Source organism: Marinomonas sp. FW-1 (assembly GCF_005222245.1).
GTDB lineage: Bacteria > Pseudomonadota > Gammaproteobacteria > Pseudomonadales > Marinomonadaceae > Marinomonas > Marinomonas alcarazii.
This window is the reverse complement of sequence record NZ_CP025987.1, coordinates 1761360-1776199: the sequence shown is the minus strand read 5'-3', so window position 1 is coordinate 1776199 and position 14840 is coordinate 1761360. Positions and strand designations below refer to the sequence as shown.

At 46.7% G+C, this 14840-nt stretch carries 12 protein-coding genes; 9 read left to right on the top strand and 3 right to left on the bottom strand.

Going from position 1 to position 14840, the window contains the following annotated elements; translation table 11 throughout:
- Positions 1-40: 40 nt before the first annotated feature.
- The gene (locus C1X04_RS08250) at positions 41-826 is read left to right on the top strand and encodes a class II glutamine amidotransferase (RefSeq protein ID WP_110572161.1); all 786 of its coding nucleotides are present in this window, start codon (positions 41-43) and stop codon (positions 824-826) included.
- Between the two features lie 60 nt (positions 827-886).
- Here the strand turns inward: C1X04_RS08250 and C1X04_RS08245 are convergent, their stop codons facing one another.
- Genes C1X04_RS08245 through C1X04_RS08235 form a run of 3 tightly spaced genes read right to left on the bottom strand, consistent with a single transcriptional unit; the run spans position 887 to position 5333 of the window.
- Entirely contained in the window at positions 887-1843 is a 957-nt protein-coding gene (locus C1X04_RS08245; protein ID WP_137169640.1) for an isopenicillin N synthase family oxygenase, read from the bottom strand.
- Between the two features lie 10 nt (positions 1844-1853).
- On the bottom strand, positions 1854-4160 hold the full coding sequence (locus C1X04_RS08240; RefSeq protein WP_254682363.1) for an ATP-dependent helicase: 2307 nt from the start codon (positions 4158-4160) through the stop codon (positions 1854-1856).
- A 30-nt stretch (positions 4161-4190) separates the two neighbouring features.
- Positions 4191-5333 carry a succinylglutamate desuccinylase/aspartoacylase family protein gene (locus C1X04_RS08235; RefSeq protein WP_110572823.1) on the bottom strand — a complete coding sequence of 381 codons (1143 nt, stop codon included), beginning with the start codon at positions 5331-5333 and terminating at the stop codon, positions 4191-4193.
- A 300-nt stretch (positions 5334-5633) separates the two neighbouring features.
- Between C1X04_RS08235 and C1X04_RS08230 the strand changes: the two genes are divergently transcribed.
- The 8 genes from C1X04_RS08230 (at position 5634) to doeA (ending at position 14835) form a co-directional block, all read left to right on the top strand.
- Positions 5634-6848 (top strand): ABC transporter substrate-binding protein, encoded by a 1215-nt coding sequence (locus C1X04_RS08230; protein WP_137169639.1) that lies wholly within the window; start codon positions 5634-5636, stop codon positions 6846-6848.
- Positions 6849-7100: 252 nt separating this feature from the next.
- On the top strand, positions 7101-8822 hold the full coding sequence (locus tag C1X04_RS08225; protein ID WP_254682362.1) for an ABC transporter permease: 1722 nt from the start codon (positions 7101-7103) through the stop codon (positions 8820-8822).
- Positions 8810-9454: an ATP-binding cassette domain-containing protein gene (locus C1X04_RS08220; RefSeq protein WP_137169638.1), complete on the top strand. Its 645-nt coding sequence runs from the start codon at positions 8810-8812 to the stop codon at positions 9452-9454. The genes C1X04_RS08225 and C1X04_RS08220 overlap by 13 nt, the downstream gene beginning before the upstream one ends.
- A gap of 55 nt (positions 9455-9509) precedes the next feature.
- Complete coding sequence (locus tag C1X04_RS08215; protein ID WP_137169637.1) at positions 9510-9980, top strand: DUF2867 domain-containing protein; 471 nt, start codon at positions 9510-9512, stop codon at positions 9978-9980.
- A 43-nt stretch (positions 9981-10023) separates the two neighbouring features.
- On the top strand, positions 10024-10374 hold the full coding sequence (locus tag C1X04_RS08210; RefSeq protein ID WP_137169636.1) for a hypothetical protein: 351 nt from the start codon (positions 10024-10026) through the stop codon (positions 10372-10374).
- Between the two features lie 693 nt (positions 10375-11067).
- Positions 11068-12237 (top strand): N(2)-acetyl-L-2,4-diaminobutanoate deacetylase DoeB2, encoded by a 1170-nt coding sequence (gene doeB2 / locus C1X04_RS08205; protein ID WP_137169635.1) that lies wholly within the window; start codon positions 11068-11070, stop codon positions 12235-12237.
- A 58-nt stretch (positions 12238-12295) separates the two neighbouring features.
- Complete coding sequence (locus tag C1X04_RS08200) at positions 12296-13555, top strand: aspartate aminotransferase family protein (protein WP_110572141.1); 1260 nt, start codon at positions 12296-12298, stop codon at positions 13553-13555.
- On the top strand, positions 13552-14835 hold the full coding sequence (doeA, locus tag C1X04_RS08195; RefSeq protein WP_137169634.1) for an ectoine hydrolase: 1284 nt from the start codon (positions 13552-13554) through the stop codon (positions 14833-14835). Before C1X04_RS08200 ends, doeA begins: the two co-directional genes overlap by 4 nt.
- Positions 14836-14840 lie beyond the last annotated feature (5 nt).

Sequence of the window (14840 nt, the reverse complement as noted above, 5' to 3'; positions counted from 1 at the left end):
GAAGTTAATCACTTCCCCTTTTCATTCCTAGGAGAAAACCATGTGTCGTTGGATGGCGTATCAAGGTGACGCGGTTTACCTTGAGTCATTACTTTTCAAACAAGAGCATTCTTTAATTCATCAAAGCTTAAGCGCCAGAAAATCGGAAGTGACAGTGAATGCAGACGGTTTTGGTCTTGGCTGGTACGATGAACGCGAGGAACCTGGCCTTTATCATGAAGTATTACCAGCTTGGAGTGACAGCAATTTAAAAAGCTTAGCACGACACATAAAAAGCGGGCTCTTCTTCGCGCACGTCCGCTCGTCCACTGGCACAGAAACCAACCGCTCAAACTGCCATCCGTTTAGTTACAAAAACTGGCTATTCATGCACAACGGACAAATTGGCGGCTACGAATCGTTGCGCTGGCAGTTAGATCGCTTGATTCCAGAACACCTTTATAATCATCGCCATGGGGCAACCGATTCAGAGGTTATCTTCTTGTTAATGATCGCCAATGGCTTAGAAACAAATCCAGAACATGCGATTGAGACAACCTTGGCGCAAATTCTCGACATGATGAAAGCAAAAAACATACAGGATCCGCTGCGCTTTACCGCGGTGTTTTCAGATGGGGTAGAAATCACTGCCATTCGTTTTTCCAGTGATGAACAAGCTCCGAGCTTGTACTACAAACAATTTGGCACACACATTGTTATTGGTTCAGAACCGCTCGACCACTCTGGCGACAGCTGGACGCAAGTTCCCGCTGGACACATTGCCAAAATACAAGATCAGGTTTACAAAATCCAACCCTTGTCAGGCTTATTAAAAATGACCGCTTAGCGGTCATTTTTAATAGCATAGTTCTCTTTCAGAATAGGCTCTCGCGGCTTGTCGCCCAGCTTAAGCTTGCTCTTTTTCACGATACGCGTACGTCGCATCAAAACGAGATTGAATCCAGTCGCCACTCAAAATCGAATCGTATTTCGCAGGTTTATCCGCAGTCGCACAGCTCGGTACGCACTCAACGTTGGTTTCGTAGTCTGGCTCCACAAAGAATGGAAACGAATAGCGATGCACATCTGGCAAAGAAGCGCGCACTCGGTGCGCTGTTGAAACGTATTCGTCATTGGTCCAGCGTTGCATCAGATCGCCAATATTCACCACCAAAGCGTTGTCGATCGGTGTGGCATCGACCCACTCGCCTTTGCGGTTTTTCACTTGCAAACCACCTACCTGATCTTGCAATAGTAAGGTGACACAACCGTAGTCTGTGTGTGCACCCGCACCATTGTCATGGTCATTGGCTGGGCGTGGCGGATAATGAATCATACGCAAAACGGTCACGTGATTTTTGAAACCTTGGGTGAAAAAATCGTCATCCAAAGACAAGGCCTGTGCCATCGCGGTCAACAACTTCTGCGCCACTTGGAACGCCTCTACATAGTATTCTTGCAGAACTTCTAGCGTCGTAGGATCGCTTGGGTTTTGATTTGGGCCATAGGCGGTCGGATATTTAACTGCCAAAGGATGATCTGTAGGAAAATCCAACGCCATATCAAAGGTTTCTTTCCAGTCCGAATGACCCACTTCATCAAGCTGCTCTTCACCAATATTGCCGTAACCACGGTGATTAATACTGTTTTTAATATCTATGGCGTTTTTGACTTCTTGTGGTTGGTTAAAAAAACGCTTGGCCTCGCGCATAAGTGCGGCCATCAGCTCTTTCGGAATACCTGTATTAGTCAAGTAGAAGAAGCCAATTTCGCGGCATGCCTTATCTAAGGCTTTAATTTCGCTCTGACGAACCGACTCGCTTTCATGAATCAGTTTCGACAGATCAATTAACGGTATAGACATTACATATTCCTTAAGCTCTGGAAGACAATTTTATCAGTTGTGTGTGCTTGGGATTAAAGCGTTTCAGACCCATTTCACCAAAATCTACGAAAATCATTTGCTTGGCGTCTTGCTCCTGACGGACAACAACACCTTGACCGAACTGATCATGGCGGACTTTGTCGCCAGGCTGCAAAAGTCCCTTACCTTCTACACGATGACGGAAAGTTAAAGAGGGAGAAGGATCAACCGCATTCAAATAGCGCTGAAACACAGAACCTTTTTCTGTATCAATTGGCGTGCCAACATTTTCAACATACCAAGCATCGCAAATATGGCTCACCGCATAAGGCTGCGCTTCGAACACAAAGCGCGACAGGGACAAGCTCTTCAATGCTGCCCGAGGAATATCGCCCTGCTTCATCCGCTTATGCTCGTCGGCACTTGGGGACTCAAGCAAAACTAATTTCTGTTTCGCCCGCGTAATAGCCACATAAAACAGGCGTCGCTCCGACGCCATATCACTGGCGGCTTGTTTGTCTATGGCGCTCAAATCTTCATCATAATACGGGAAACGCCCTTCCTGTAAGCCAGACAGTAACACCTGATCGAACTCCAAGCCTTTCGATTTATGGATCGTCATCAAATGCACGCCATGCACATCGTCCGTTTGCTTTTCATTCAAAGTAGCAAGTTGCTCTAGGATCGATTTAGCATCGCCGCCCACACCGCGCACATAGGCCATGAAAGCATCGCAAGTGGCTATCTTTTCTTGGGTCTGAATATCTTTACTGCTGGTGCTTTCGAAGTAGCGATAAATGCCCAACTTCTCCAAAGTATGCGCTAAGCCTTGCCCCGGATCGGTGCGATAAATGCCTAAGCTGCGCAACCAATCGGCACGCTCATAGAGTTTCTTGGCTCGCCAACCATCCGTCGCATCAGCCACAGACTCGATAATTTGCGGCAATAAATGTGGCGACTGTTTCGCTTGCTGGATCAAGGTTTTGCGTTGCGCTAACGAACCACCCAAGCTGGGCGTCGTAAGCAAATATTCAATGTCATCAGGATGAAAAAAGGTACTTGGGCTTTCCAAACCACCAGCAATAACGGCGAGATACGCCATCAACATACGAATCTGGCGGTTTTCCAATAACGGCGAATCACCGTGCAATTGATACGGCACGCCTTTGTGCATCAGGGCTAATTGCACGGGCACCATGTCGCTGTACAAGCGCACCAGCACCGCACTATCGCTCAATGCGCGGCCTTCATCAACCCAAGATTTCAGCTCTCCCAACAACGCCTTACCCGTTTTCGGAGCGCGAGCAAAAGACACTCGCGTGCGTTCGCCAGCGCCAATGACCAAGGCGTCAGGATCATTTTCACTGATCACACTCGATGCCATTAAACCGACGGCATGGCCAAAACGAAAGCTCGTACTTAATGGATACGTCGCCACATTGGCAAAGTCTTGGTCAAACTGGCTTGCCATAATCTCTGGGCTGGCGCCGCGCCATTCATAAATACATTGCTGCACGTCACCGACAATCATCCACTGACAAGGCGCAGGATAAAGCTGCTTTAGCAGCTCGTATTGGCAAGGATTAATATCTTGGAACTCGTCAATTAATAAGTAACGGAAATCTGGCACCAAGCCACGCACTCTAACGCGTTCCGCTTCGTCTAACTGACTGATTAATTCATAAGGATCACTGAGCAAATCCGCAAAAAAACGGATGTTGTTACGTTTGCGTAGCTTTTCCAATTCATCGTATAACGCAGGGAAAAATTTGCGTTCACTTGACCAACCCAAGGCTTCAAAAACGATCTGCGCAGGTTGATCAGACGCTTTCACTTGATCGACAAACAACAGCACGTCTTCAAGCCAGTCTTTCTCGTCTAGCATAGCGATTTTCTCGCCATTGCGAACCAGACGTTGTAACGCCTCGCGCAACATTTTTACCAAACTAAAATCATCAGTAATTAACTTGGCGCTCGTCAACCAACCTTGCTGTTCTAGGCGACGACAAAACTTCATACCAAACGCATGAAAGGTCATCACGCTGGGAGAGCGTAAATGCCCTGCTGCCATAAGGCGCTTACTCAAACGCTCGGAGAATTCCTCCTGTGCGCTTTTATTAAACATAAACACGCCGATGTGAGAAGGATCCACACCCTGCGCCAATAAATGCTCAATACGAGAAATTAAGGTAGTGGTTTTCCCTGCCCCCGCCACAGCGATGACTTTCGCAGGGGTGACGAGATCATGATTTACAACAAGCGTTTGCTCATCGGTTAATGAGGTGGTCACCTCAGTATTGGGCTGAACTTGTGTCAAAATAGTATTGCCTTGTTAATCTTCGAAACGCTAGTCTTCAAATAGGTGGCCAATTTCACGAAACGCAAGGTGTTCTCTTCCGGCGATCTTGGCAATAGATTCACCGCACACCACCAAACGTCGTTGTACTCGCGCAAAAAAGACACCATTGGTGCGTGCTATCAGAGGATAACGAGACGTGTCTACATCGTCGTCCATCAAGTTCACCACTTCGCCAATCACCTCGCCGGACTCCACTTCTTCACCAATGGCTTTGTGATAGCAAACAATGCCAGCACACGGTGCTTTGACTAAATCCATAGCATCCAGCGGATAATATTCCACGTCGCTGTCGTCGATCACTGGCGCCTTTCCTGCGATCACCTCTCGCAGCACCAAGTAATCAAACAAGGCTTGTGCGTCTTGCTCGGCAAACTCATTGGATATGTCATTTTCGCCGCGCAATTCTACCGTTAAAGAGCGACTTCCCCAAGGAATCAAATGAGCATAATGGGCTTTTAAATCCCGCCACACGCTAACATTGGTTTCATCAAACGAGGCAGCACCTGTTTCCAACTCGGACAAGCCCACTTTGGCACCCAATAACGCCAGCAACGGCTTAAAGTGACTTTCAAATTCTTGCGCCACATAAGCGTGCATACTGGCTTCACCAGAACAATGCAGATCGAGCACTTCGTCTGCGTCCATAGACAGAGCCAACAAGGTTTTCTTCATGCCTTGCAGTTCCGTAGTTTCCGGTAGCAAGGCTAATTCGTCATGGATCGCTTGGCGAACCAGATCTATATTGCTTTCAATGTCGCCGGTCACATCACCTTTGATGCGTTTTTCTACTTTCGCGCCTAACTGCGGCCAGTTACGATTAAAATTGCCGCCACCGTCTGAAAACGCAAAGCGACCAGGAATATAACCATGGAAGTTCTGCGCCAAACCAATCGGGTTCGCGACAGGCACAACGACTATTTCCCCTTGAATCAAGCCCGCATCATCGGCTTTTTTCAGTTTTCTCAGCAAGGTGTTAAGCACCAAAAAACCCGGCCATTCATCCGCATGCAATCCCGCCTGAAAATAGACTTTAGGGCGCGCACCGGCTTCACCAAAATGGTGAGCTTTTAAAACACGCTGAGTACCAGGCGTCGCGCTTGGCAGAACATGAGAGTAAATTTGGTAAGACATAACACCTCGAAAAAGCTGTAAAACATTCATCCAATTTGAACCAACAACATGGTACGCTAAATCCGATTCTTAATAAAAAACAATTCCTTAAATATAAAAGTGTAAGAAATTACGTATTAAGTGCGTCTAATACCGACAACCCACCCAGCCCCTCTCCTTCAAAGACATAAGAGGAGGCAAAATGTACTAACTCCTCCCAAGCTAAATAAGGGAAGAGGCTAAATTGTACGTAGCTCCTCCCCCAGGCAAGGGGGAGGCTGGGAGGGGGTAAATTGAAAACAAAAACATCAGGAGAAAGGAATGAAAAAATCGTTTGTCTCGGCATCCATCGCAGCCGCCCTCGCCTTATCAAGTTTTTCAGCCGTTGCCAATTCCACACCACAAAGCTGGCAAGACACACTCCAACAAGCCAAAGGCCAAACTGTATACTTCAACGCTTGGGGTGGTGCCGACAACATTAACGATTACATTCAATGGGCAGCGGATCGTATAAAAGAAGAATACGATGTCACGTTAAAACAGGTGAAGCTGACCGACACGTCCGATGCCGTAAACCGCGTCTTGGCGGAAAAAGCCGCTGGCAAAGACACCGATGGTTCCATCGACCTTATCTGGATCAATGGCGAAAATTTCCGCGCTATGAAAGACAACAACCTGTTATTTGGTCCATTTAGCCAATCGTTACCAAACTACATCAATTATGTAGACGAAAACGCACGCCAAAGTTTAACCCAAGACTTCGGCACGCCGGTCGAGGGGATGGAGTCTCCTTGGGGGATGGCGCAAGTCATCTTTATGCATGACACAGCAACCTTGAGTAACCCGCCCAAGTCCATTGTCGATTTACTCACCTACGCCAAAGCCAATCCGGGAAGAATCACCTACCCAGAACCACCGCAATTCCTTGGTTCAACCTTTTTGAAACAAGCCTTATATGAATTAACCCCTTATCGCAAAGCCCTATCTCAACCAGCAGACAGTGTGGATTTCGACAAGATCACCGCACCGTTGTGGGCATATCTTGATCAGCTTCATAAGGTTGCATGGCGTAATGGTCAAACCTTTCCATCAAGCTCACAAGAAATGATGCGCTTGCTCGATGACCAAGAAATCGATGTAGCATTAAGTTTCGATATTTCCGCGGCATCAGTTCAGATCGACAAAGGCAACTTGCCAGACACGGTACGCTCTTACGTTTTCACAAACGGCACCATTGGTAATACGCACTTTTTAGCGATCCCATATAACAGCGGTGCAAAAGCAGGCGCTCAGGTCGTGGCAAACTTTATGTTGTCACCAGAAGCGCAAATTAAAAAACAAACGCCAACTATTTGGGGCGATTTGAGCGTATTGTCTTACGCAAAACTACCAGCGTCGGAACAGGCTAAATTTGACGCCTTACCACGTGGTATCGCGACCTTGAGCATTGAAGAACTGGGTCAAACGTTACCAGAGCCACACAGTAGCTGGGTAGAAGCGCTGGAAACGGAGTGGCGTAAGCGTTACGCACAATAAGGTTTAAAGATACGGTGTCATTCCCGCGATGGAATGAATCCGTCATCTAAAATGACGTTCAAACGATCATATTAATCGTCGTTCCCGCGAAGGCGGGAATCAATCTCTTATGGTCGTTGAAAAAAGGTCGTTGAACATAACCTTGTGTAGACGAAAACATTGGGTTCCCGCCTTCGCGGGAATGACAAACTTTAGTGGCTAGGATTAGCCCCAAAATATATTAAGAAGCAAGATGCCGTCAAAAAACGCTAAATGGATCACTGGGATTATCACCTTATTGCTGATCTTTCCGATTTTCATTGGTTTGATCGGCACTTTGCTTCCTGCGTTTGCGTATTTCCCCCCCTTGGGGAGTACAATTTTTCTTTAGCGCCTTGGCGTAGTCTATTTTCCCAAGGTGAGTTTTACGCCAGTGTAAAACTCACTCTCATAACGGGCATTGCTGCACCGTTACTCGCCCTTTGGTTCGCTCTATCACTATTGGCTTGGGGTTATCAACGTCCGTTTTTCCGTAAAGTCGAAGCTTTGCTCTCGCCTATTCTCGCCATTCCTCATGCGGCGATTGCCATTGGCTTGTTGTTCTTATTGAGTCCGTCCGGTTGGTTGGTGCGATTATTTAGCCCTTGGCTAACGGGATTTGATCGCCCGCCCAATTGGATTACCGTACAAGATCCCTATGGCGTTTCACTGATTCTCGCCCTTGTTATCAAAGAAATGCCTTATCTCTTGTTTGTCATGCTCGCCACCATGAAAAGCATCAAAGCACGAGAAAGCTTACAAGTTGGCCAAGCCCTTGGTTACAGCCGTTTCACCTTATGGCGCAAGGTGTTAATTCCTCAACTGTATCCGATTATCCGTTTGCCTATTTTCATTGTGATTGCTTTTAGCTTGACGGTAGTAGATTTGGCTTTGGTAATTGGCCCCAACACACCGTCTACGTTGGCAGTGACCTTGCTACGCTGGTTCAATGATCCCGATTTATCCATGCGTTTAATGGCCAGCGCTGGCGCGATAGCACTGATGCTTGTCATTGTGGTTGTTTTGGCTGGTTGGGAAATGGCGCATTTGTCGTTCAGCAAACTAAGCCGAGCTGAACGCAGCAATGGTAAACGCTCTGGCCTAACAGACAACTTACTTCGAGTTGGGGTTGTTTTGGGCTTGCTATGTTTGCTGAATGCTTTTGTGGCTCTGGCTTTGCTACCAATTTGGTCGCTTACTCGACGCTGGCGCTTTCCTGATGCTTTGCCAAGTCAATGGACGTGGGACAACATCGAACGAGCGACACCGCTACTAATGGACCTTACCGTAAACACCCTGACCATTGCCTTGATTGCCACGCTCATGGCGTGCGTCATAAGCCTTGTCATGTTAGAAACAAAGCGCCACAGCAGTAAAGGTTCAAGCTTAAGCAAACCGCATGTGTTCGATTGGTTGATTTACGTGCCCATTCTTTTGCCACAGATTGGCTTTCTGTTTGGTTTGCACGTGCTGCTGATTTATCTGAACCTAAATGGCGACTTGTGCGCCATTATTGCTCTGCATTTGATGTACGTTTTGCCTTATGTTTACTTAACACTAAAAGGCCCCTACTTGGCCTACGAAGAAGAATACTTGCTGCAAGCCAATCGACTCAATCATCGTCCTTGGCGCAATTATGTCTTAGTGAAAATCGCCATGCTAAAACCCGCTATATTCACCGCCTTTGCGATTGGTTTTTCCGTCAGTATCGCCCAGTATTTACCGACACTGATCGCTGGTGAAGGCCGCTACAGCACATTAACCACAGAAGCCGTTGCACAAGCGTCATCAGGCGACAGAAAGCAAGTTGGCAGCATGGCAATGCTACAAGCTTTCTTTCCCATCATGGTGTTTTGGCTCGCGCAATTCATTCCACCACGTTGGACCAAATGGCGCTTGGCGTTAGACGCTTTATTTAGCAAAAAAAATAGAAGGAATAACAAGTGCTCAGTGTAAATGCGTTTTCTTTGTCATTGGACGGCAAGGCACTCATTAAAGATTTAAGCTTCGAGATCGCCAACGGACAAGTCTTGTCTATCATGGGGCCAAGCGGTATTGGCAAATCCAGCCTTCTGCATTTTTTAAGCGGCTCTTTATCGCCTAACTTAATTACCACTGGCGAAGCCTTTTTAAACGCTGAAGCTCTGCACACAAAAGCCACTCAAGACCGAAAAGTCGGCTTATTACAACAAATGCCCTTGTTGTTCCCTCACATGAGCATCATAGAAAACCTACTCTTTGCCATCCCTGCCGATATCAAAAAATCTGCACGAATCGACATGGCGCAACACGCCTTAGAAAAACTCGGCATACCCGACAAAGCCAATGCCCTACCGAAAGAACTCTCAGGTGGACAACAAGCTCGCGTCGCCCTGCTTCGCACCCTACTTTCCCAACCCGACTACCTACTGCTCGACGAACCCTTCAGTAAACTCGACCCCGCCCTGCGTCGCGACGTACGCGCTTTTATACTAAACGAAATACGCCACGCCAACATACCCGCGCTGCTCGTTACACATGACCCAGAGGACGCCAAAGCCATGGAAGGAGACTGTTTGGAATTGGGGGTAAAAAGCCCTTTTGAATAAAACAAAAACACAGATAAACTGTTAGCCAAGACTAAAATCAACAGGATGATTAACAATGACCAAAGTCGTCGAAACGGAACTTCCTAGCAACAGCCTTCTTACCGATCGTATCAATAAATCGGATTTCATAGACAGCTACGCTGTTCAATCCAATTTATCACCTCGCGAAGCAGCTGAAATTATTACTGACTTCCCCAGCTGGGCTCGTTTACTAGTACGTATACGAAATTCTGTTGTTTCTAAATTTGGCTTATCAAGCGATACATCAGAAGGCCCTAACAAAACAGGCTTCTTCCCTATTGAGTCTGAAAGCAATCAAGAATTGATCGCTGGTTTTAATGATAAACATTTAGACTTTAGAATCTCTGTCATGTCTAAAGATGGTCGAGTATTTTTATCGACTTGGGTTCATCCCCATAATCTGGGTGGAAAAATTTATCTTAAAACTATTCTTCCTTTTCATGTGTTAATTGTTCGGAATGCATTGGCTCGCGTTCAGTCGTTAAACCTGTCTCGCAATACTTAAAACCAAACGACTTAAATCAGTCACTCTTTAAAGGGAAATCACTATGCCAGAACTCAAAGCGGAAAGGTCCATCGCAGAAAAGTTCCTCAAGGAAATGTTGAAAGCCGATGACACAAGCAACTATGATTTGTTTGTTAAATATTACGAAGAGCAAGATCTGGTCGATTTCTCTCCTGAGCGTTTTAAGAAGGACATCAAGCAGATTCAAGCCAGAAATGGCAAGAACATAGGTTACGAATACTTTGGTGTTTTGAAGGGCTATCACGATGGTAAGCGTGACGCTTGCTATCGATTCGTTTGGAAAGGCATTTATGAAAAACGAGAAGCCCTAATTACCATTGGCATTCACTGCAAAGATGGTACTTGGCATGCCAATGAGTCGACTGTTCGCTAGAGCTAATCGAAATACAAAATGCAGAGAACGAATCCCCCCACCCCAAGGGACGAGGAATCGGTGCTTCATTGGATTAACACTGAGGTGCATACGTCATTCACGCGAAGGCGGGAATGGCAATCGTGGCTATGATTATTAGCGCCACAAGCAGCGAGGAACTCTAGATTACACCCGAAGAGATTAATCTAAAAACTCTTCCACCTTAGCCTCTTTATATTATCGCTTTTATCACTTACCACACCTTCAATTTAACTCAACACCACCCTTTTCTTTTATAACGTAGTAAAACAATAAAGAAATAACACCACAGCATTAATAGTTAGATATGTAATATTTAAAATGATAAAACATTACATATCTAAACTTTAGAGATGACATCTATTTGCTATTTATATTTTCTTCTCTAAACGCCTGTTTTTAGGGCGTTTGCGTGCATTTTTAGAGCACAAAAACACGCTTATTTTCTTGATAGAAATGTGAATTTATGACTTTTTTAATATTTTTTACACTTTCTTCTATCTATTTGTTTTGAGCATTTTTTTTGGTTGTTTTCCCTCAATTTTACTTCTTTCTCTACTGTTATTTGGCAGTTTTTCTATTTTATGACCTTGCAAGTGACAAGTTATTTAATTACTACTGTATGAAGTTTTTAAATTATCTAAGAGTAAAAGAGTTCTTTTCAGGGAGACGTTCATGCAGAAATTATGGCAAGACAATATCATCTTCGCTGAAAAATTGCGGAAGCAGTTACACGCTCATCCAGAACTTAGTTGGCAAGAAAAAAACACTGCGTCATTGGTTCGCAGCCAACTCGATGAATTAGACATTCCATGGCGAGCTTGTGCTGACACAGGAACCGTAGCTTGGCTCAACAAAGAAGCCAAAGGCGCGGCGATTGCCTTGCGAGGCGATATGGATGCCTTACCGATTAACGAGCAAACAGGCAAAGAATGGCAGTCGGTGAACCAAGGCTGCATGCACGCTTGTGGTCACGACGGGCACACAGCCACCTTGCTGGCAACGGCTCGTTGGTTGAAACAGTTTGAAAAAGAGTTACCTCAACCCGTGGTACTCATCTTTCAGCCAGCCGAAGAAGGCTTTCACGGTGCCCGTGAAATGATTAAAGACGGCGCATTGGATAATGTTGGTGAGATTTACGGCTGGCACAACTGGCCTGCTCTGCCTTACGGCACAATCGCTTGCCCTGACGATATTGTGATGTGTGGCAATGGCACGTTTAGCATGGAATTCAAAGGCCGTGGCGGTCACGCCAGCCAACCAGAGTTGTGCGCAGATCCATTGTTGGCAGCAAGCGCTGTGAACGTGGCATTGCAACAAATCGTCAGTCGACGTATTGCTCCGCAAGCCACAGCGGTGATCAGTGTCACGCAAATTCACGGCGGAACCGCGCCAACGGTGATTCCAGAAACAGCAACGCTGAGCGGTAGCATTCGTGTTCCCGATGAAGAGACTCGACAAAAGATCAATCAGCAGATCTCCGAAGTCGCCACCTACACAGCGGCAGCTTACGGAGTGAAAAGCACGATCGAACATGACATGCGCTATCAGGCAACCATTAATCATAAAGCCCAAGCGACGTACGCGAGAGAGCTTTGGCAGTCACTTTACGGTGAACAATCCCTTAATCATGGGCAAGCTTTGCCTATCATGGCATCGGAAGATTTTAGCTATTACCTACAAGCTATTCCCGGAGCGTTTGCTCTGATTGGCAGCGACGATGGCGACGGCCACAACGTGTCTTGCCATAGTCCACATTACGATTTCAATGACCGATTGATTGCTGATGTCTGCCGTTGGTTTTGCCAACTTGCGGGCCTAACCGATCAATCACTACCAACATAACAGTCAAAGAAAAAATCATTAAACCAGAAGAAAACCAAACCTAGTTCTAGGAGGCGTTATGACTATTTTCGAACAACGAGAATCCAATATTCGAGCCTATGCTCGCACATACCCAACGGTTTTTGTTACGGCAAAGAACTCGCGCCAAACAGACGAGAACGGTAAGGAATACATAGATTTCTTCGCAGGCGCAGGTGTACTTAACTTTGGTCACAACAACCCACACATGAAAGAAGCCATGATTGACTACATGCAAAAAGATGGCGTGTTGCACAGCTTGGATATGCAAACCCAAGCTAAAGCGCGATTTATGCAGAAGTTTACCGATGTGATTCTAAAACCGAGAAACATGCCTCATCGCCTTCAGTTTATGGGGCCGACAGGCACCAACGCTGTTGAAGCCGCGATGAAGCTGGCGCGTAACGCCACTGGCCGCCATAACATCGTCGCCTTTAGCCAAGGTTTTCATGGTATGACTCTGGGCGCGTTAGCGGCGACAGCAAACGAATATTTCCGTCAGGCTTCAGGTGTGCCTTTGCTGCATGTCAGTCACGAATTGTTTGATCAAGAGCACGATCAAGCTGCTTCACTTGCCGCATTAGATGCATTGGCCGATCAGTATCGCGATCCTTCTAGCGGTATCAAGCCACCAGCGGCCTTCATGGTAGAAACCATCCAAGCAGAAGGCGGCGTCAACGTTGCCAGCAAAGAATGGATGCAGAAGCTGGAAAAACTAGCCAAAGAATTTGGCTCCGTGCTAATCGTTGATGATATCCAAGTAGGCTGCGGTCGTACGGGATCTTACTTTAGCTTTGATGATATGGGCATCAACCCTGACATCATCACCCTAGCCAAAGGCATAGGCGGTGCAGGCACTCCAATGGCGATGAATTTAGTACATCCCGATTTGGATAAGCATTGGTCACCGGGTGAACACACAGGTACCTTCCGTGGACAGAACCTATCCTTCGTTGCGGGCGAGGTCGCTCTCACTTACTTTGAAGACGATAAACTGATGTCGGAAGTCGTAGAAAAAGTTAAAACCGTGCGCGACGCATTACAGCCATTGGTTAGCGAAAACAGCGCCAAAGAACTGCGCGGCAAAGGCCTTATTCTTGGCTTGGACATGGGCAGCGGTGAAGTCGCGGCAAAAGTCGTACAACGCTGCTTCCAACACGGCTTGATGCTGGGCGCTTGCGGCAGCGGCGGTCGAGTATTGAAGATCATTCCACCCTTGACCATTCCTGACGCAGATTTGATAGAAGGCTTGGATATTTTAAAAGACGCTGTACGTTTCGTGATGGAGGAAGCCGCATGATTGAACGTGATGATATGACCTTTACCTTTGCTGAATACCAACGTCGCTTGGGTGAACTGCGTGGTCGCATTGCCGAGCGCCGCTTGGACGCGATAGTGATCACCGATCCAGAAAACATTGCGTATTTAACGGATTACCAAACCACTGGTTACTCCTTCTTTCAGGCGTTAGTCATTCCGCTTGAACAAGAACCTTTTATGATTACTCGAGCACTGGAAGAGTCCAACGTGTTTGCTCGTACTTGGATAGAAAAAACTCGCCCTTATCCAGATACAGGCGATGCCATCCAAATGCTAGTAGATGCGTTGCGGGAATTTGGTTTGGCGGATAAGCGTATTGGTTATGAACGCAACAGCTACTTCTTTCCTGCTTACCAGCAAGACTGCATTCACACCACCTTGAAAAACGCCAAATTGATGGATTGCTTCGGTATCGTTGAAGAAGGCCGAATCTGCAAATCTCAAGAAGAAATCATGGTAATGCGCCGTGCTGCACTGGCGACAGAGGCTGGCATGAAAGCCGGTATTGAAATTTGTCGTCCTGGCATTACGGAAAACGAAATAGGTGCAGAAATTGCGGCAGCGATGTTTCGTGAGGGCGGTGAAACGCCAGCAGTCATGCCATACGTGACATCTGGCCCACGAACCATGATAGGCCACGCCACCTTCGAAGGCCGCACTATTCTACCCGGTGAACATGTCTTCCTAGAAGTGGGCGGTTGTTATCGCCGTTATCACACCGCCATGATGCGCACTGTGATTCTTGGTGAACTGTCCGATGCCATGTATCAATCCCAAGAAATTATGAAGCGTGCTCTCAATGAAATTCATCGCGTGGTACAACCGGGAATGACAGTATCAGACGTGGATAATATGGTGCGAAACATCATCATGGACAACCAAGTTGGCGCTAGCTTGATTACTCGCTCCGGTTACTCCATCGGCATCGCTTTTCCACCAAGTTGGGATGAAGGCTACATTATCAGTATGAAACAAGGCAATTCGGCGGTACTAAAGCCAGGCATGACCTTCCATATGATCCCGTGGATGTGGGGGATTGAAGGCGATAAGACCTGCGGTATTTCGGACACGATTGAAATCACCGAGGATGGCTGTCGCTCTTTCTTTAATTTGGATCGTGACTTTACGGTAAAATCCGACTCCGGCGTGGCAGTGCCTCAGGAAAAGAAAGCGATTGACCTGTCCAGCACCTTGCCAGCAAAAGAAGAAGTCAAAAAATCCAAATCGAACACCAAGCAAACAGAGAAAGCGGCCAGCTAATTAGG

Bases quoted from the DNA above. Each gene is read 5' to 3' on its own strand.
- C1X04_RS08250 (WP_110572161.1), top strand. From the start codon at position 41: ATGTGTCGTTGGATGGCGTATCAAGGTGACGCGGTTTACCTTGAGTCA.
- doeA (WP_137169634.1), top strand. From the start codon at position 13,552: ATGATTGAACGTGATGATATGACCTTTACCTTTGCTGAATACCAACGT.
- C1X04_RS08235 (WP_110572823.1), bottom strand. From the start codon at position 5,333: ATGTCTTACCAAATTTACTCTCATGTTCTGCCAAGCGCGACGCCTGGT.
- C1X04_RS08245 (WP_137169640.1), bottom strand. From the start codon at position 1,843: ATGTCTATACCGTTAATTGATCTGTCGAAACTGATTCATGAAAGCGAG.
- C1X04_RS08210 (WP_137169636.1), top strand. From the start codon at position 10,024: ATGCCAGAACTCAAAGCGGAAAGGTCCATCGCAGAAAAGTTCCTCAAG.
- doeB2 (WP_137169635.1), top strand. From the start codon at position 11,068: ATGCAGAAATTATGGCAAGACAATATCATCTTCGCTGAAAAATTGCGG.
- C1X04_RS08230 (WP_137169639.1), top strand. From the start codon at position 5,634: ATGAAAAAATCGTTTGTCTCGGCATCCATCGCAGCCGCCCTCGCCTTA.
- C1X04_RS08215 (WP_137169637.1), top strand. From the start codon at position 9,510: ATGACCAAAGTCGTCGAAACGGAACTTCCTAGCAACAGCCTTCTTACC.
- C1X04_RS08225 (WP_254682362.1), top strand. From the start codon at position 7,101: ATGGATCACTGGGATTATCACCTTATTGCTGATCTTTCCGATTTTCAT.
- C1X04_RS08200 (WP_110572141.1), top strand. From the start codon at position 12,296: ATGACTATTTTCGAACAACGAGAATCCAATATTCGAGCCTATGCTCGC.